At 55.1% G+C, this 17,224-nt stretch carries 17 protein-coding genes and 1 tRNA gene; 15 read left to right on the top strand and 3 right to left on the bottom strand.

Translation table 11 applies throughout. The annotated features are described in order from the left end of the window. Positions 1–87: 87 nt before the first annotated feature. Both BLR92_RS05675 and BLR92_RS05670 read right to left on the bottom strand, forming a co-directional pair. The gene (locus BLR92_RS05675) at positions 88–810 is read right to left on the bottom strand and encodes a 4'-phosphopantetheinyl transferase family protein (RefSeq protein ID WP_089726393.1); all 723 of its coding nucleotides are present in this window, start codon (positions 808–810) and stop codon (positions 88–90) included. Then, positions 810–1,427 (bottom strand): hypothetical protein, encoded by a 618-nt coding sequence (locus tag BLR92_RS05670; protein WP_245704121.1) that lies wholly within the window; start codon positions 1,425–1,427, stop codon positions 810–812. The genes BLR92_RS05675 and BLR92_RS05670 overlap by 1 nt, the downstream gene beginning before the upstream one ends. A gap of 88 nt (positions 1,428–1,515) precedes the next feature. Here BLR92_RS05670 and BLR92_RS05665 point away from each other — a divergent pair. The 15 genes from BLR92_RS05665 (at position 1,516) to BLR92_RS05595 (ending at position 17,033) form a co-directional block, all read left to right on the top strand. Further along, a tRNA-Ile gene (locus BLR92_RS05665) sits at positions 1,516–1,592 on the top strand. Positions 1,593–1,689: 97 nt separating this feature from the next. Further along, positions 1,690–2,748 (top strand): tyrosine-type recombinase/integrase, encoded by a 1,059-nt coding sequence (locus tag BLR92_RS05660; protein WP_089726391.1) that lies wholly within the window; start codon positions 1,690–1,692, stop codon positions 2,746–2,748. 65 nt (positions 2,749–2,813) lie between these two features. Next, positions 2,814–3,650, top strand: a complete 837-nt coding sequence (locus tag BLR92_RS05655; protein WP_139171576.1) for a DUF6216 family protein — start codon at positions 2,814–2,816, stop codon at positions 3,648–3,650. 394 nt (positions 3,651–4,044) lie between these two features. Beyond that, the gene (locus tag BLR92_RS05650) at positions 4,045–4,278 is read left to right on the top strand and encodes a plasmid-related protein (RefSeq protein ID WP_089726948.1); all 234 of its coding nucleotides are present in this window, start codon (positions 4,045–4,047) and stop codon (positions 4,276–4,278) included. After that, complete coding sequence (locus BLR92_RS19540) at positions 4,265–4,951, top strand: hypothetical protein (protein ID WP_139171575.1); 687 nt, start codon at positions 4,265–4,267, stop codon at positions 4,949–4,951. Before BLR92_RS05650 ends, BLR92_RS19540 begins: the two co-directional genes overlap by 14 nt. Before the next feature lie 73 nt (positions 4,952–5,024). Continuing rightward, positions 5,025–5,348 (top strand): hypothetical protein, encoded by a 324-nt coding sequence (locus BLR92_RS05645; RefSeq protein WP_089726386.1) that lies wholly within the window; start codon positions 5,025–5,027, stop codon positions 5,346–5,348. 2 nt (positions 5,349–5,350) lie between these two features. Further along, positions 5,351–5,998 carry a TrbJ/VirB5 family protein gene (locus tag BLR92_RS05640; RefSeq protein ID WP_089726384.1) on the top strand — a complete coding sequence of 216 codons (648 nt, stop codon included), beginning with the start codon at positions 5,351–5,353 and terminating at the stop codon, positions 5,996–5,998. 45 nt (positions 5,999–6,043) lie between these two features. Continuing rightward, positions 6,044–6,271, top strand: a complete 228-nt coding sequence (locus BLR92_RS05635) for an EexN family lipoprotein (protein ID WP_245704120.1) — start codon at positions 6,044–6,046, stop codon at positions 6,269–6,271. A gap of 9 nt (positions 6,272–6,280) precedes the next feature. Beyond that, positions 6,281–7,288, top strand: coding sequence for a TrbL/VirB6 family protein (locus tag BLR92_RS05630; RefSeq protein WP_089726381.1), 1,008 nt, complete (start codon positions 6,281–6,283; stop codon positions 7,286–7,288). Between the two features lie 288 nt (positions 7,289–7,576). Further along, positions 7,577–7,771: a hypothetical protein gene (locus tag BLR92_RS05620; RefSeq protein ID WP_089726377.1), complete on the top strand. Its 195-nt coding sequence runs from the start codon at positions 7,577–7,579 to the stop codon at positions 7,769–7,771. 643 nt (positions 7,772–8,414) lie between these two features. Next, positions 8,415–8,729 (top strand): hypothetical protein, encoded by a 315-nt coding sequence (locus tag BLR92_RS19670; protein ID WP_175488731.1) that lies wholly within the window; start codon positions 8,415–8,417, stop codon positions 8,727–8,729. Positions 8,730–9,882: 1,153 nt separating this feature from the next. Beyond that, positions 9,883–11,382, top strand: a complete 1,500-nt coding sequence (locus BLR92_RS05610) for a type I restriction-modification system subunit M (protein WP_089726373.1) — start codon at positions 9,883–9,885, stop codon at positions 11,380–11,382. Further along, complete coding sequence (locus BLR92_RS05605) at positions 11,379–12,887, top strand: type I restriction-modification system subunit M (protein WP_089726371.1); 1,509 nt, start codon at positions 11,379–11,381, stop codon at positions 12,885–12,887. Before BLR92_RS05610 ends, BLR92_RS05605 begins: the two co-directional genes overlap by 4 nt. Next, the gene (locus BLR92_RS05600; protein WP_089726369.1) at positions 12,880–14,076 is read left to right on the top strand and encodes a restriction endonuclease subunit S; all 1,197 of its coding nucleotides are present in this window, start codon (positions 12,880–12,882) and stop codon (positions 14,074–14,076) included. Before BLR92_RS05605 ends, BLR92_RS05600 begins: the two co-directional genes overlap by 8 nt. Beyond that, positions 14,073–17,033: a type I restriction endonuclease subunit R gene (locus tag BLR92_RS05595; RefSeq protein WP_089726367.1), complete on the top strand. Its 2,961-nt coding sequence runs from the start codon at positions 14,073–14,075 to the stop codon at positions 17,031–17,033. The genes BLR92_RS05600 and BLR92_RS05595 overlap by 4 nt, the downstream gene beginning before the upstream one ends. Here the strand turns inward: BLR92_RS05595 and BLR92_RS20150 are convergent. Continuing rightward, positions 16,963–17,124 (bottom strand): SWIM zinc finger family protein, encoded by a 162-nt coding sequence (locus BLR92_RS20150; protein ID WP_353961329.1) that lies wholly within the window; start codon positions 17,122–17,124, stop codon positions 16,963–16,965. The genes BLR92_RS05595 and BLR92_RS20150 overlap by 71 nt on opposite strands. Between the last annotated feature and the right edge of the window lie 100 nt (positions 17,125–17,224).

Raw genomic sequence — 17,224 nt, 5'->3', positions numbered from 1 at the left:
TGAGAAGTATTTGTATTCGCGGCGAGAGTTTATCGCCCTGCCTCATGCAGGGCAAGCAAGGGGAACTTCGGTGAGTCTCGGGGTCGTTTAGGCGGGAATCGCGATCAGGCTGATCAAATAACCATCCCGCAACGTGTATTGGCCATGTAGCCGGCTGGCTGCGGGCCAGTCGGAGGAGAGGGACTTGAGCAGTTGCAGTGTTGCCTGCTGCGTTTCGCTATTCCAGGCAATCAGTTCCGCGTCCTGAAAGTAGAAACGCACGTTGACGAGCGGGAACAGCGCCTTGAACAGGCTCTCTTTCAGGGAGAAAGCCAGCGTCACGAAATGACCCCGTCGATCGATCGGCAGCGTGGCCAACCAGTCGCGTTCGCTGGGGGTGAGAATCTGCCCGGCCAGTCGTTCGCCGCGCTGGGTGGTGAGCATGGCTTCGGCGTCCAGCCCGAGGCCGCGATAACTCTGTGCGGGCGCGACCAATGCTGCGGCCAGGTCGCCACTATGAGTGATCGACCCGACCAGGTCGGCGGGCCAGGCCGGCGCCTTGCTTTGCGCGATCGCCGGCACGTGGGCAATCCCGGTCAGGCGATGCAGCGCCTCTCGCGCACACAGGCGACCGGCCAGAAATTCCATCTGGCGCTTGGGCGCGGCACACCTGATGGTATCGGGTGATGCGATCTCGCACTTCAGGAAATCATCGGACGAGAACCGAGCCCGGTCGAAGCGCAGCGCTATCCATTGCGCGCCGGGTAGCGGCTCGGGCCATGGCCAATGCTCATCGAGCGCGCCGCAACAGGGGGGCAGTGGTGTCAACATCAGCGATCGACGAGGGTGGCATCGAGCTCCACTGGCACCTCGTCGCCGATCTCCTCGTAGCCCAGTAACAGCAGCACCGAGCGCACGTTCTGATTGTTCATCAACTCGCGGCCGTCCAGCGCCACGCGCTCGGCGTTACGGATGCGGATGACGTCTTCGCTCTCGCGGGTGAAACGCACCTTGAGCGGCTCCTGACGATTCTCGCCATTGGTTTGCACGTTGAGCATCAACGTCTCGGTCAGCGACTCGCCTATCGCCAGGTTATTGAGCCGTGAGGGCGGCAGTTGGGTGACAACCGTGGCCAGGGTCACATCGGCCAGGCTGGAAAGCCATGGCGGCAACTCGTCCAGGCGCTCGATGACATCGGTCTGGCGCAAACTCAGCGGCAGGTGCAGCGTGCCATCGGCACTCAGTTCTCCCTGCAATTGGCGTACCTGATGCTCGTGCGGCACCGGCCCGCTGGGCGTTATTTCGATAATCGTTGCCTCGACCTGCGACTGAGAGGGGTCGAGTTGCCAGGCCGCCTGCGCCGGCAGCGCCAGCACCAATGTAGCGCCCGCAACCCATGCCAAGGTAGCCAAACGGCGCCATGCCGGGATGATGTGAAGTCGATTCATACGAAGCCCTCCGTGGATGCTTTCCAAAACAAGCGTTCAGCCGCTGGTTTCATTCATCACCATTCGCTATCATACGCCGCGTTGCAACGGGCCTATAGCTCAGTTGGTTAGAGCAGGGGACTCATAATCCCTTGGTCGCAGGTTCGAGTCCTGCTGGGCCCACCATTTAAAACAGTGACTTAGCAATTATCTCTGGTGAGTCCCATGTTCCAAGGGTACAGTTTCGGTACAGTGCCGATCCTTCAGCCCCCTGGAGATTTTCATGGCCACCATCGTCAAGACCCCCTCTGGTAGCTGGAAAGCCGTCATCCGCAAGACTGGCTGGCCCACCACCGCCAAGACCTTTCGTACCAAACGTGACGCCCAGGATTGGAGCCGCCGCACCGAAGATGAAATGGTGCGTGGTGTCTATATCCAGCGCAGTGCCTCGGAGCGCATGACGCTCGAAGCTGCGCTCAAGCGCTACTTGGCCGACGTTACTCCAACCAAAAAGCCCAGCACCCAGAAAAGCGAACGCCACAAAGCCAATACGCTCATCGAGCACTTGGGCAAATACTCCCTCGCGGCCCTGACGCCGGAGCTTATCGCCAACTACCGCGACACTCGGCTGAACAGCCTCGGACACCGGGGAAAGCCCATCAGCGCCAATACCGTGCGCCTGGAGCTTGCATTGCTTGGCCACCTCTACACCGTGGCCATCCAGGAATGGGGCTTGGGCCTGACTTACAACCCCGTCCAGAACATTCGCAAGCCCAGCCCTGGGGAGGGACGCGACCGGCGCCTGGGCCCCGACGAGGAGAAGCGCCTGTTTGCCGTACTTCGGCAGCACAGCAATCCCATGCTGGCCTGGATCGCCAGAATCGCCCTGGAGACGGGCATGCGCTCGTCGGAGATCCTGACTCTCACCCGTTCGCAGGTTGACGTTAAACGCCGCGTGGTGCGCCTCACCGACACCAAGAACAACGAAGCCCGCCTGGTGCCGCTGACTCAGGCTGCCACCGAAGTGTTCAAGCAGGCGCTGAATAACCCGGTGCGGCCGCTCGACTGTGACCTGGTGTTCTTCGGTGAGCCTGGCCGAGGCGGCAAGCGTGGCCCCTACGCCTATACCAAGCTCTGGAACCAGGCGAAGAAGAAGGCTGGGCTTGATGACTTCCGCTTTCACGATCTACGCCATGAAGCCGTCAGCCGGCTGGTAGAGGCGGGGCTATCCGACCAGGAGGTCGCCGCGATCAGTGGTCACAAGTCAATGCAGATGCTGAGGCGGTATACGCATCTGAGGGCGGAAGACCTAGTGGCAAAGCTTGATCGTATGTCAACTTAATAAGTTACGGTATTGTAGTAGTATCGTTTGATAAATATAGGTTTTGAAAAAAATCGGGGGTAAAGGTGTTTGAGTCTTTTTATTCGTTAAGTTTTGGTTCTCCAGTGGCGTTCGTTTTGATGCTGTTGGCAACTATGTTGTTGGTTTTTTATTTTCATAGAAGAGCGGGGTCTTCTTATGGGTTTATAAATAGGGTGTATGCGTTAGTGATGGGGGGTGGGGAGTTTTACAATGAAGATATAGGGAGCTTTTGGAAAGAGCGAAGAGATATAGAGAGATTTAATGCCCTTTTTAATGTAGGGGCTAGATCTATTGAAGAGATAGTTGGATTTAAAATTTGGGTTGAAAAGTTTGGCATCGATGTGCGCTTGTTGACCAACTTGAGGAGAAGGATTGATCTGGAGAGAATGAAGGTGGTTAAGGTGAAATGGTGGGAGGCACCGTTTTTTGTTTCTATATTGCTATTTTTTACGATTGTTTTTATGTTTTTTTTATCAATAGCTTCTTCCAACTCGGCTCTTTTGAAGTTTAAGGGAGATGACCAATGGCTATGGCTGGGCCATGAAAAAGCTTATAGTACCCGTCTGCACAATTTGGTCAGTGATGAGGAATGGATCATCACGAAGAAAGAATGTGAGCGCACTGAGGGTGATTACGAAGTCTTAATGTCCGAGTCAGGACTTAACGAGAAAATTGTGGGGATTATATGCAACTCTTTTTTTGATGAGGAAGAGTCTTTGGAGGTTGGTAATATAATAAGGGAGCAGAAAGCTATTTATGTGCCAGTGGCGTTTTCTTTTTTGTTTATGCTAATTCCGTTTTTAGAGTTGTTAATGATTTCAAGAGTGATTGCTGCTCGGTGTCATGTTCTGCATAAATATTTATATCATAAAAGCACATGATGTTTTGGATGGCTATGAAAGCCGCTTTCAAGCGTTTATGTTTCTGCTTTGTTTTTTGTTTGGTTGGTGTTTGGTTGGTGTTTGGTTGGTGTTTGGTTGAGCATCGCTTAGGTGATGTGTAGCTGCATAAAATAATAAGAATAATAATATTATTATTCTTATTATTGCCCCGTTTCGGTTGATTTAGCCTCATGGTTGTGGGATTTGTTAAATTTTGTTAATTTTCTAAGTGTCTGAAATTTATTGCTATTTACGCGCGTCATTTCTTCAAAATAATAGATCTTGATAATCGATATATGGTGCATCGATTGCTGTGAAAGAAGCGTGCGCTTGAGCTTTCACTTTGCTTCGTTAGCATTGATTACGTCGATGTATGATTGATGAGGTGCTAGCCATGAAAGTCGAAGATTATCTTATTGAAAGGTTCGGTCTACTGATGAGTATATCAGACCTAGCGGACCTCCTTGGCCGTTCGCCCGATGGCGTGCGGGTTTCTCTTTATTCAGATACTGAGGTCTCTCGAAAGCTGAAGCCGACGATGGTGAAGGTGGGGCGCCGTGTCTATTTTCGGACGCTCCAAGTAAAAGACGCCCTAAATTTGGAGCCTTCTGAATATGGCGCGTGTTAATCCATCGGTAGTGCAGGAGATTCTGGGGAGGGTGATTGCCTATTACACTGCCTTCACACTTCTACCTGGTGTTTCGGTTCCTGGTGCAGTCTTCCTCAGTCAAGCATTTTACTGGAGTCGTAATTCAAAGACGAAAGCACGTAATGGGTGGTTCTATAAAAATCAGCGAGGCGAAGATAGCTGGGAATCAGAAACTGGATTAACACCGAAACAGCAGGCCAATGCTAGAAAATCGCTAGTGGACATTGGCGTTCTTGAGGAAGAAAGGAGAGACGTTCCTGCAAAAATTTGGTATCGAGTGGACTGTGAGCGCCTGCTTGAGCTCTTGACGGACCAACTCGACGAAGGCTCTTCTGGAAGTAGTTGTAATTCCCAGTTTTTACCTTTGGTAGATTCTACTATCCCTTCTGGCCAATCTGGTGGTCAGGATGGTCAAACCTTGATTCGACCAAAGGGCAAATCTATTACAGAGAATACAACACAGAGTACATCAAGAAATATAAGCGAGGCAGGCAAGGTCGAAAATCATACTGGATCCGAATCAAAATTAACGCGGGCCGAGTTGGCTGAGTTGCTGGGCCAGCAAAGAGCAGACCTCATAGCCAGAAATTACGGCAGCGATAAGGTTGGAGCTCCTGCAGTAGAAGAAATGCGTAGAACCCTCCGCACATAGGATTCAAGCGGCGCGGAACGGGGGTGATGGCCCCGGCCGCGCCTAACCACGACTGCCTGCATAGGAGGCATACATGGCTAGCAGACAGGGTATCACACCCGCCTTCGCCGACAGTGGCCTGTCACGGCTGTACCGATCACACGCGGTCGAACAGCACGCCATCCAGAGTGAGATTCGAACTCTGATGATCATTGCCGGTTACGCTTGCGATTTTCTCACCGAAGGGTTGGAAGTCCTTCCCGAAGACTTCTTCACCTGCATTGAGGAGATGAAAGAGGTGATGGAGTCCATCGACCTGAAAAGTCTGGATTTTGAAAAACGGTCGCTCACTCTCCAGAGGACAAAACGGCGTCTGGAGGCCAAGGCGACCCGCCAGAATCGTCAAAAGGAGGTCTGATCATGAGCAACAAAATTTCGTGCGCACGAAAAATCGCTGGTGTCGCTCTCGCGGCCACCATCGGTCTATCGCAGCCAGCCATGGCGAGCGGGATTCCCGTTATCGATGTGTCGAACCTGACCCAGCAAATTTTGCAGGTCCAGAACATGCTTAACCAAATCGAGCAACTGAAAAGCCAGCTCGAAACGGCCAACAAGGAGTTAGACAGCATGAGCGGCGTCCGTGGCCTGGGCAATGTCATCGACTCGGCCTATGACACCGCCGTGAACGTCGATCCTAACCAGGTACTGAATAACGCTGGCATCAGGGGCGCAAATGAACACGGCCTGACCGGTGACGTGGCTGACCTGTACGACAGCAGCAACGAGAACACGGCGACCTGGCTTAGCCAGTCTCAAAAGTCCCTGGAACAGGCTCAGGAGCGTTTCAGCGAGCTGACTGGATTGGTGGCCGAGGTCAACAACAGCCCCGACCAGAAAGACGTTCTGGACCTTCAGGCCCGTATCGGCGCCGAGCAAGTCATGCTGCAAAACGAGATGGCCAAGCTGTCCATGCTCCGTTCGCAGGCCGAGGCTAGCCAAGCCATGCACAACCAGCGCGTACAGCAGATGGCCATCGAGTCATCCGGCGAGCCCCGCGATATCTGGTGAGGAGTCCCCATGAGTATCAGGAAATTTTCGTGCGCACGAAATTTTGTGATCGTCGCTCTAGCCAGCGTCGTGCTGACCGGGTGCCTTGACGACACCCCGGAAACCGGGTCAATACAGACCGTGGACTGGTATCAGGCTCACGACGACGAACGTCAGGGCACACTGGAAGAGTGCGCGAACAACCCCGGCGAGTTGAAAGACGACTCGAATTGCATCAATGCCAGGGAAGCCGAACGACTGCTGTCCAGTGGCGAACCTCGCGATATCTGGTAAGGAGGCCTTATGGATCTCTTTCAAGGGGCCTTCGAGCTCGTCGAAAATGCTCTGGATACCTATATATCCAGCACTGTTGGGGATGTGATCGCATACATCGCACCGATCTTTACCAGCATGATGATCCTTTGGATTGCCGTCTGGGGTTACATGATGATGTTTGGAAAGGTCAGTGAGCCCTTGCAGGAGGGTGTTTTTCGCATCATCCGCATCGGCTTCATCATGACCCTAGGCCTGACAATCGGTACCTATATGGATGTTGTCGTTGATGTGTTGGCCCATGGCCCGGAGGAAATCGCGGCTGTGGTAACCGGCACACCTGCCGACAGCATGGCCAGCATCATGGACGATCTATTTTCTCGGGTATTCGAGATAGCAGACCGGGCCTGGGACAAGGCTGGCGTGATGAACGGTAATTTTGGACTGTACCTGATTGCTCTAGCCATCCTTGCTGCGGGGGGCGCTGTGGCCTTTATCGTGGCGTTCCTTATCTTGTTGAGCAAGATCATGACTACGCTGCTGCTGGGCATCGGCCCACTGTTCATCATTGGCCTTCTATTCAACACCACGCAGCGGTGGTTCGAGAGCTGGCTGGGTCAAGTGATGAATTTCGGGATGGTCCTGGTGCTTGCCGCCGCTGGCGGACGACTGGCTCTTGAATTCTGTGAATTGTTTCTGGACAGGATGACGGCAGGCGGCGGAGACCTGACCACCATGTGGGATGCTGCTGTCTTTGTGATTTTCTTCGGACTTTGTTTCTTGTTTCTCAAGCAGGTACCTGCCATGGCGTCGGCCCTGGGCGGCGGTATCGCGCTGGCAACGCAAGGTGCCCTCGGCTCAGCCATGAACGCCATGCGTCCTTCAACGATCCGGCGTCAATATCGTGGTGTCCAGCGTGACGCTCGCCTCGCTGGTGCGGCAGCGGCAGCTCCAGCAAAAGGTGTTTACCGGGCCGGCAGGGCAGCCCAGCAGGCCTATCAGAAGCGCTTCAGCGCCAACACGATCACGGGAGGTTGAAACAATGGGCACTAAGTGGATCAACACCTGGCGCGTCCGCTGGGCGCGAGTAAAGCGAGGCGGTGAGCTGGGACTCTCGGGCCTGCTACTGGTGGTGGGTATCCTGCTGTCCGTGGCGTTGCTCCCTGAATTGCCTGGTTTGGTCCGGGGCACCCTTGCGGGCGATGGCGAGACTGCTCGTACTCTGTTTGTCTGTGCAGCCGGCATTGCCGTATGCATGCTCCAGTGGCGATGGCGCACAGCGATATATCCGCAGCTCCGGCGTGATACATCACAGAAGGAGACCTCATGAGCTATCGCCGTTTGACACCCGAGGAGATAGAGGACTTGCGTGCCGAAATGCGTGCCGCCGGCCAGTGGATGAAAGCTGAGCTGGCCAGGCGTCGCCGGGAGCATGAAGAGACGGATGCGGTTGAGACAAGTGCCTCCCCTATTACTAATGGCGAAGCCTCTCGATCAGCCCCAGGCGGCGAGCAGGTTTGAGACAGGTCCGTCCGTATTACTAATAGCGAAGCCCTGCGGATTGAGTACGACAACGTAGCTTGGAGCGCATACTGCTTTTCGTGCGCACGAAACGAAGTGGTTGTACCGAGGCAAGGCAGAAAGCTTGAGACAGGTCCATGCGTATTACTAACGGAGCAGCCTAGCGCGTTTCTGTACCCGTTTTTCGTGCGTATGAGAAGAGTGAATGGCTTTAGAACTAGGGCAGGATTCGCGAAGTGCCAGCACGTGGTACCGCCGTCCTATCTGGAGCGCAGAGAGAGCACTGTTGAAGCCAAAATTTCGTGCGTACGAAAACCATGACTGATTCTGAGGCTAGGGCAGGATTCGCAAAGTGGTAGCAGTTGCCGGCAGTGTGCTGGCATTTGGTACCAGACTCGATGGGCAGCACGTGATGAAAGAGGATGAGATGACAGAAACTGCAGTGGTCAAGACCAGGCTTACACCAGCCGAGAAGGAAGCCTGGCAGCGCCTTTGTGAGGCATCTGGCCGTTCGGAGTCAGACGTACTACGGGAGATGATCCAGCGCGTCTGTGGGGAGAGCATCGCCGAAGAAGGGCGAGACATGATGCGAGGCCCCAAATCTTGCAAGTTATCGATTCGGCTGACTCGGAAGGAGCAGGAGTTGATCACGGAGCGGGCCGCCTACGAGGGCTTTCCGAATCGCACTCGCTGGGCTTCGGCGCTGATTCGGGCGACGCTGCTACGCCAGCCGGTCATGAACGAAGAAGAGCTCTCGGCCTTGATCCAGGCATCCTTCGCGCTGACCGATGTCATTGAAAACTCGGGCGGTAGTCGGCTGGGCTTGCCCCGTATGCGAATAAAGGGACAGAGTCATGGAGAAATCAGCATCAAGGAGTTACAAGACAGAGTCTGGGAGGTTGACGAGCGTGTGATGGCACTGGTCTCCGGTGGGCGCAAGCGTTGGAATCTGGTTTGAGCGTTGGAGATTGGAAATGCCGCGATATAGCTTCAAGATCGATATTTGCCCTCCAGAAGAAGGTTATGGATGGGTCCTGCGGTACTTTTGTCGCCGGCGGGGTAATACTGACCCACTAGAGGGTCAGTTTTAAACCGTCGTTGACACTTTGAAGATGATTGGGAAATTCCGGGATATGAGGTTTTTTTTATCCCCTTATGATGTTGGATGGATGAAGAAAGTTGAATTCGAGAATGCTCAGCTCACAGGTGAGCTATGGGTAAAAGATATGGCAGCGGGAGGAGCGGATGTAGGAGCTCAGGCTGAGAGCTAGCCAGATCCTAGCCAATTAAGCTTAAAACTCGATAGATGATCGAAAGTGTGTCCAAGCTCCCACATTGCTTGCAACTAGGATTGACATATCAGTCTATGTTCCATGCATGCTTCAGGCGCGTCACGGTATGTTCCCACTTTGGCGCTGTGGGTTTGCTGACCGTATTCTGGTCGCCGAACAGGCCGACCTCGCTGAATGCCTGAGAGGCAGGGAATGAAGCGATCCAGCGGACCGGCACGAGATATTCCGCTGCCTCCTCGTCATATTCATCGTTAGCACGGTGAATATGTGGATGCCACTGGCCGTTGCAATGACCGGTAACCGCATATCGCCTTGATCGGTACTCACCTCATTGCTCTCCAATCACCTCGGCCACGCCCACGTAACCTGTCTTGGGGATGTTTACCAGCACCGATCACCCTCGGAAAGCATGTCGAGCGTCTTCGAGTACCAGGCGCACCCTCGCTGGCGATTAAGCCATGACGGCGTGCCAGCTCCCATCGGCGATCACCCACGAAGGAGGCGTAAAACTCGCCGTTCCAGAGCTCTTTCCTCGTCGCACGCTGGTAGCACTTTTAGGTTCTCCGCTGCATCCCGTCTGACGCTTTGTGTATGATTGGCCCGACAGACAACTTCTACAGTAATTTTTATAAATGTATCGTTGGGATGGCCACATCGTCCGAACCCACTTGTTAATACCGCCAGGCTGTGACTTTTGGCTCCCTTCAGGGGTGAACCGGCATCCTCAACAGCACTTAAGCTTACATACGGAAAACATGAGAGAAATTCAGCAATACTCTGTACTGGGCAACCAATTCTTGGCTTCAAGCGGGGCTTGCCATGACGAATGGTAGCCCGTATCTGAAGTCTGCCCTATGGGAGGCGGCGAACCACCTGCGTGGGTCTGCGGTCGACCGAACTGACTGGAAGGGCTATATCCTCCCGTTGCTGTTCTTCAAGCGTATCAGCGATGTATGGGATGAGGAGACGGCTGAAGCCGCTGAGACCTTCGGTGAGGCTGACCCTTCTCACTTCCCCGAGGTGCACCGCTTCACAGTGCCTGTAGGATGCCACTGGAAGGATGTGCGAGGGACCCCGACGAACGTGGGCGCCGCACTGCACCGTGCCATGCAGGAGATCGAGCGTGCGAACCCGGACACGCTGTTCAGGGTGTTCGGCACGGCGGACTGGTCCAACAAGGAGAAGTTCTCGGACGAACTGCTGAAGGACCTGATCGAGGCGTTCTCAAAGATCCCACTGGGTAATTCGGTGAGCACCGATGCGCTGGGTGATGCCTACGAGTATCTGGTAGGGAAGTTCGCGGACGTCACGCGCCGCAACAAGGCCGGAGAGTTCTACACCCCCCGCAGCGTCGTACGAATGATGGTGGAGATGCTCGATCCTCAGGAGGGGGGGAGCATCTATGACCCGGCCTGTGGTACCGGGGGCATGCTACTGGGTGCCATCGAGCATGTGATGCGCAAGGGAGGCGACCCCAGAACCTTCTACGGCAAGATCTATGGGCAGGAGAAGAACCTGACCACCTCCGCCATTGCTCGCATGAATCTGGTTCTGCATGGCATCGAGGACTTCCAGGTAGCCCGTGAGGACACCCTCAGGAATCCAGCTTTCTCCGATTCCAGTACCGGTGGCCTGGCTACTTTCGACTGCGTGATCGCCAACCCTCCGTTCTCTCTGAAGGGGTGGGGCCGTGATCTCTGGGAGTCTGATCCGTGGTCCCGTGCCCAATATGGGCTGCCCCCTGAGAACTACGGTGACTATGCCTTTGTGCAGCACATGGTTGCTTCCATGGCTTCGACGGGCAACGGCCGCATGGCGGTGGTACTGCCCCAGGGGGCGCTGTTCCGTAAGGCGGCCGAGGGCAAGATTCGTCAGGCCCTTCTGGAGAATGACCTCATCGAGGCGGTGATCGGACTGGCTCCCAACCTCTTCTATGGCACCCAACTGGCTGGCTGCATCGTCATCCTGCGTCGTTACAAGCCAGTGGAGCGCAAGAACAAGGTGCTGATCATCGATGCCTCTAGCCTGTTCCGTAAGGGACGAGCTCAGAACTTCTTGGATCCCGAGCACAGTGAGCAGATCGTTGGGTGGTACCACGCCTTCGAGGATGTTGAGGATCGCGCCAAGGTCGTCACGCTGGATGAGATCAAAAAGGAAGGTTGGACTTTGAACATCTCGCGCTACGTATTGCCACCGATCGGTGAGGACATTCCTCCACTCCCGGAAGCCATGAAGGACTTCAAGACTGCCTTGGAGCAGGCAAGGGCAGCCGAAGACCACCTGCGCAAGGTGCTGAACGAAGGGGGGTGGCTGAAATGAGCGAGCATCTCTCTCAGCGTGAACTGGAAAGCTATCTCTGGGGAGCCGCCACGCTGCTGCGCGGCCTGGTGGATGCTAGCGACTACAAGCAGTACATCTTCCCGCTGATGTTCTTCAAGCGTCTCTCGGATGTGTGGGACGAGGACTACCGGAGCATCTTTGATGAGACCGGAGCCTCTGGCTACGCGGCTGCTGTTGCCAACGACCGCTACGTCATCCCCGAAGGCGCTCACTGGAAGGACGTGCGCAGCGTGACCCACGATGTGGGGCGAGCCTTACTCTCTGCCTTCCAGACGATCGAGACGGCCAACCCTGAGCGGCTGCAGGGGGTGTTCGGAAATGCACCCTGGACCGACAAGGGACAGATGCCCGATGCCACACTCAAGAATCTGATAGAACACTTCTCCCGGCATGAGCTGACGCTGAAGGCCGTGCCGGAGGATGAGCTGGGCAATGCCTACGAATACCTGATCAAGAAGTTTGCCGACGACAGCGGCCACACGGCCCAGGAGTTCTATACTAATCGGACCCTGGTGCACCTCATGGCTCAGATGCTCGAGCCGAAGTCGAATGAGAGCATCTACGACCCCACCTGTGGCACCGGGGGGATGCTGATCTCGTGCATCGCTGAGGTGAAGCGGCGGGGCGGAGATACTCGCACTATTGGCTTGTATGGGCAGGAACTGATCACGATCACCGCAGCTATCGCACGGATGAACCTGGTGATCCACGGTGTGGAGGACTTCCACATCGCCAGTGGGAACACCCTGCAGAGCCCAGCTTTCATCGAGGGGGACAAGCCCCGCAACTTCGATGTGGTGCTGGCCAATCCCCCCTACTCAATCAAAAAGTGGAACCGCGAGGTCTGGAAGGATGACCCCTGGGGACGAAACTTCCTCGGGACCCCTCCGCAGGGTAGGGCGGATTACGCCTTCTTCCAGCACATCCTGAAGAGCATGGACCCGGAAACCGGACGCTGTGCGATCTTGTTCCCGCATGGCGTGCTGTTCCGTAACGAAGAAGCCGAGATGCGACGTAAGCTCATCGAGGCTGATCTGGTCGAGTGCGTGCTGGGTCTTGGGCCTGGCTTGTTCTACAACTCGCCCATGGAGGCCTGCGTTGTCATCTGCCGTAGCCACAAGCCAGCAGAGCGGCAGGGTCGCATCCAGTTCATCGATGCGCTCAAAGATATATCCCGAGAGCGTGCACAGAGCTTCCTGAGACCTGGACATCAGGAACGTATCCTGACGGCCTACCAAGCCTTTGAGGATCAGCCTGGCTTCGCGGCGGTGGTCAGCACTGACGAGGTGTTGGCTGCTGAGGGAGACCTTTCTATAGCCCGCTATGTGAAGAAGGTAAAAGCAGGAGTGGCTTACGGAGAAGCCGTAACACTGAAGTCAGTTTGGGATGGTTTTGATACCCAAGGTCGCGAGTTCTGGACCGGCATGGATGCTCTGGTCAGTACGCTGGATGGCTTGGTTGTCGAAGAGGTGAGTCATGCTTGATCGATCCTCAAAATTGATCCCCTACCGGTTCGATGAGCTGGCTGATCAGATCAATGATCGGGTACTCCCTGAAGAGGCTGATGTTGAGCGTTATGTTGGGCTGGAGCACCTTGAGGCGGATAGCTTGCGGATTCGGCGGTGGGGTGATCCTAGCGAGGTTGAATCCACCAAGCTTCGGTTTCAACCAGGAGACATCATTTTTGGAAAACGTCGTGTCTATCAGCGTAAGGTAGCAGTGGCTGATACGGAGGGAATCTGTTCGGCACATGCAATGGTATTGCGTGCAAAGCCAGAGAATGTGCTGCCTGATTTCCTTCCGTTCTTCATGCAGAGCGATTTGTTCATGGAGCGGGCGATAAGCATCTCTGTCGGGTCTCTATCACCAACTATCAATTGGAAGGCGCTAGCCAGAGAGGAATTTCTGTTGCCTCCAATTAAGGAGCAGGCACGGTTGGTGAAGGCTCTGACAGCAAGCATGCGTATTCAATCTGAGCTACAGAACTCCCTCGATGCCCTTCGGGCAGTAACAGTAGCGACAATTGACAGCCGTATGCGTGGTAAAAGTTTTTCAGGTTACTCACACCATGAGCGAGTAGGTTTTTTTCACCACAACTGGCCGCTTCGACCTTTAGGAAAAGAGATAAACTCTGCACAGTACGGCCTTTCGGAAGAGGCTGGTAGTGCTGGGAAGTATCCAATGCTCCGAATGATGAACCTAGAAAATGGCCGTGTTGTCGAGAACGATATTAAGTTCATTGACCTGAGTGTGACGGAATTCGATAGGTATCGGCTAAAAAAAGGTGATGTTCTCTTCAACCGTACCAATAGCTATGAACTGGTGGGTCGTACAGGTGTTTATACCCTTTCGGGGGATCACGTTTTCGCCTCATATCTCGTTCGGTTGACGACGAACAGAGAGCGCCTCGATCCTGAATATCTATGTGCATTTCTGAATGCTCCTATTGGGCGCCGTCAGGTTATGTCTTTTGCTACAAGAGGTGTGAGCCAAACTAATGTGAATGCAACAAACTTAAAGAAAGTCCTCATTCCTTTGCCGCCCTTAAAGTATCAGCGAGAAACCGTAGAGATTCTTCAGGCTAATCGATCTGCGGTGGAAGCGATTAAAGATCGGATAAATGAAACGAAACGATTGATCGCCAACGTCATTTCCGAAGCGACATCACCATGACATTCAACGAAGCCAATACCGTCGAAGCCTTCATCCGTAACCGCCTTGCCGGTAGTGCGGCTCATACCTCTGTTGCCCACGGCCTCGCTCGTCAGGGCAGGGATCTTGCCGGACTCGGCTGGCATTACGTCGGCTCCGGCAACCTCCCACGCCAGCCTCAGGAGGCCATCGTTGAGCCTTACTTGCGAGATGCTCTGGTTCGGTTGAATCCCGACATCGCTTCCACTCCAACCCGAGTTGATGATGTGCTCTACCGGTTGCGTGCGATCATCCTGGGGGCTCGCTCGGACGGGTTGGTGAAAGCCAACGAGGAGTTTTCAGCCTGGCTTCTGGGTGAGCGTTCGATGCCTTTCGGACCGAACGGTGAGCATGTCACCGTTCGATTGATCGACTTTGATGACCTGGAGCTGAACACCTACGTCGTCACCCAGCAATACATCTTCCGAGCTGGCAAAACCGAGAAGCGCGCTGATCTGGTCCTGCTGGTCAATGGCTTACCACTCGTGCTGATCGAGGCCAAGACTCCGGTGCGCTCCAGCCAGAGCTGGTTTGATGGCGCGATCCAGGTCCGCGACGATTACGAGCAGAACATCCCCGAGCTATTCGTGCCCAACCTGTTCTCCGTGGCCACCGAGGGCAAGGAGTACCGCTATGGCTCCGTGCGTATGCCGGTGGATCTCTGGGGGCCATGGCGGACGGATGAGAATGGTCTGCAGTCTCTAGGGGAGGTAGAGAAGTCCGTCATCTCGATGCTAAAGCCTGCGATGGTGCTGGATCTGTTGGCCAACTTCACTGCCTTCGCCACTCAGAAGGGCAAGCAGCGGATCAAGATCATTGCTCGCTACCAGCAGGTGGAGGGGGTAAACAAGATTGTTGAGCGGGTGGTGGCGGGCCAGCCTCGCAAGGGGTTGATCTGGCATTTTCAGGGCTCAGGCAAGTCGCTGCTGATGCTGTTCGCATCTCGCAAGCTTCGCCTCCACCCCACCTTAAAGAACCCTACCGTACTGGTGGTGGTGGATCGGATCGATCTGGACAGCCAGATCGCGGGCACCTTCTACGCGGCGGACATGGCGAACCTGGTTCGGACAGAGAGCCGGAAGGAGCTTTCTGCTCTTCTCGCCAATGACGTGCGCAAGGTAGTGATCACGACGATCCATAAGTTCGGTGAAGCCGAAGGGGTGCTCAATGACCGTGACAACATCATCGTCATGGTGGACGAGGCACACCGTACACAGGAGGGGGACCTTGGGCGCAAGATGCGCGAAGCCCTGCCCAATGCCTTTCTGTTTGGCTTGACCGGTACGCCTATCAATCGTGCGGATCGAAACACCTTCTATGCCTTCGGGGCGGAGGTGGACGAGAACGGTTATATGAGCCGCTATGGTCTGAATGACTCGATTCGTGATGGGGCAACCAAGGAGCTGCATTTCGAGCCACGCTTGGTGGATCTGCATATTGACCAGCAAGCCATCGAGGAAGCCTACGCGGAGCTGACCGAGGGGCTGACTGACGAGGACAGAGACAAGGTTGGCCGTGCGGCTGCGAAGATGGCGATCCTGGTAAAGGCACCGAAGCGAGTCAGTGCGATCTGTGCCGACGTGGCCAAGCACTACAAAGAGAAGGTAGCGCCAAACGGCTTTGGTGCTCAGGTGGTTACGCTCGACCGCCCGAGCTGCCTGCTCTATAAGCAGGAGCTGGACAAGCACCTTCCTCCTGAAACCTCGGATATCGTCATGTCGGTCAACAGCGGAGAAGATGAGTACGCTGACTTCAGACGTGACCGTGATGCCGAGGAGAAACTCCTGGATCGGTTTCGTGATCCCAAGGATCCTCTCAAGATCATCATCGTCACCTCGAAGCTGCTCACTGGCTTCGACGCACCGATACTGCAGACCATGTACTTAGACAAGCCGCTGAGGGATCACACGCTATTGCAGGCGATCTGCCGAACGAACCGACCCTATGGCGAGCAGAAGACCCATGGCTTGATCGTGGACTACCTTGGGGTCTTCGATGATGTGGCCCAGGCTCTGAAGTTCGATGAGGAGAGTGTGAAGAAAGCGGTGAGCAACATCGCGGAACTCGCTGCGATGCTACCTATCGCCATCCAGAAGTGTCTCGAGTACTTTGCAGGTGTGGACCGCACCCTCACTGGCTATGAGGGCCTCATCGCGGCTCAGGACTGCTTGCCCAGCGACGATCTGCGAGATGCGTTCGCCTCCGACTTCAGCATCCTCAATCGGATCTGGGAGGCCTTGTCGCCAGACCCGGTGCTCAAGCCTCATGAGATCGACTACCGCTGGCTGGCTCAGGTCTACGAGTCGCTGAAGCCCTCCACCGGTACGGGCAAGCTGTTGTGGCATACCCTGGGTGCCAAGACCATCGAGATGATCCATGAGAACGTACACGTCGATACCGTGCGTGATGATCTGGACACGCTCGTACTGGATGCCGAGCTGCTTGAGGCTGTGCTGGGCAGCCCAGACCCCGAGAAGAAGGCCAAGGAGATATCGGTCAAGCTCACTGGCCGGCTTCGCAAGCACTCCCATAACCCCAAGTACAAGGCCTTGGCGGAACGCCTCGAAGACCTGAAGAAACGACATGAGAACGGTGTACTGATCAGCATCGAGTTCCTCAAGCAGCTCTTGGAGCTGGCCAAGGACGTCGTCAGGGTCGAGCGTGAGACACCCGTAGAGGAAGACCTGGATAGAGGGAAGGCTGCCCTCACCGGATTGTTCGAGGAAGCCAAGTGCGGTGATACTCCCGTCATGGTCAAGCGGATCGTTGATGACATCGATGAGATCGTGCGTGCGGTACGGTTCGATGGTTGGCAGGCCACCCATGCAGGGGAGAGGGAGGTCAAGCTGGCTCTGAGGAAGAAATTGTTCAAGTACAAGCTGCACCAGGACAGTGAGCTTTTCGAGCGCTCGTACGAGTACATTCGGGAATATTACTAATCCATGAGTGCCGACATGGGTAGCCGCTGAAATGCCCGTCATTGCGGCGGCAGTCACAAAATGCGCCGTACGGCCCCCTCGTACGCCTTATGTGAGAATCGGGCCTCCTCTGGCTGCTAATTTTCGCTGCGAAAAGGTGGTAGGAAATTTGGAGCTAGGGAGTAAGGTGTGGTACAAGCCCCCACAGAGGA

The sequence above is a fragment of the Modicisalibacter muralis genome, from assembly GCF_900102945.1.
Taxonomy (GTDB): Bacteria; Pseudomonadota; Gammaproteobacteria; order Pseudomonadales; family Halomonadaceae; genus Modicisalibacter; species Modicisalibacter muralis.
Note: the sequence above shows the minus strand (reverse complement) of the source record. Positions and strands in the feature narration are given on the sequence as shown.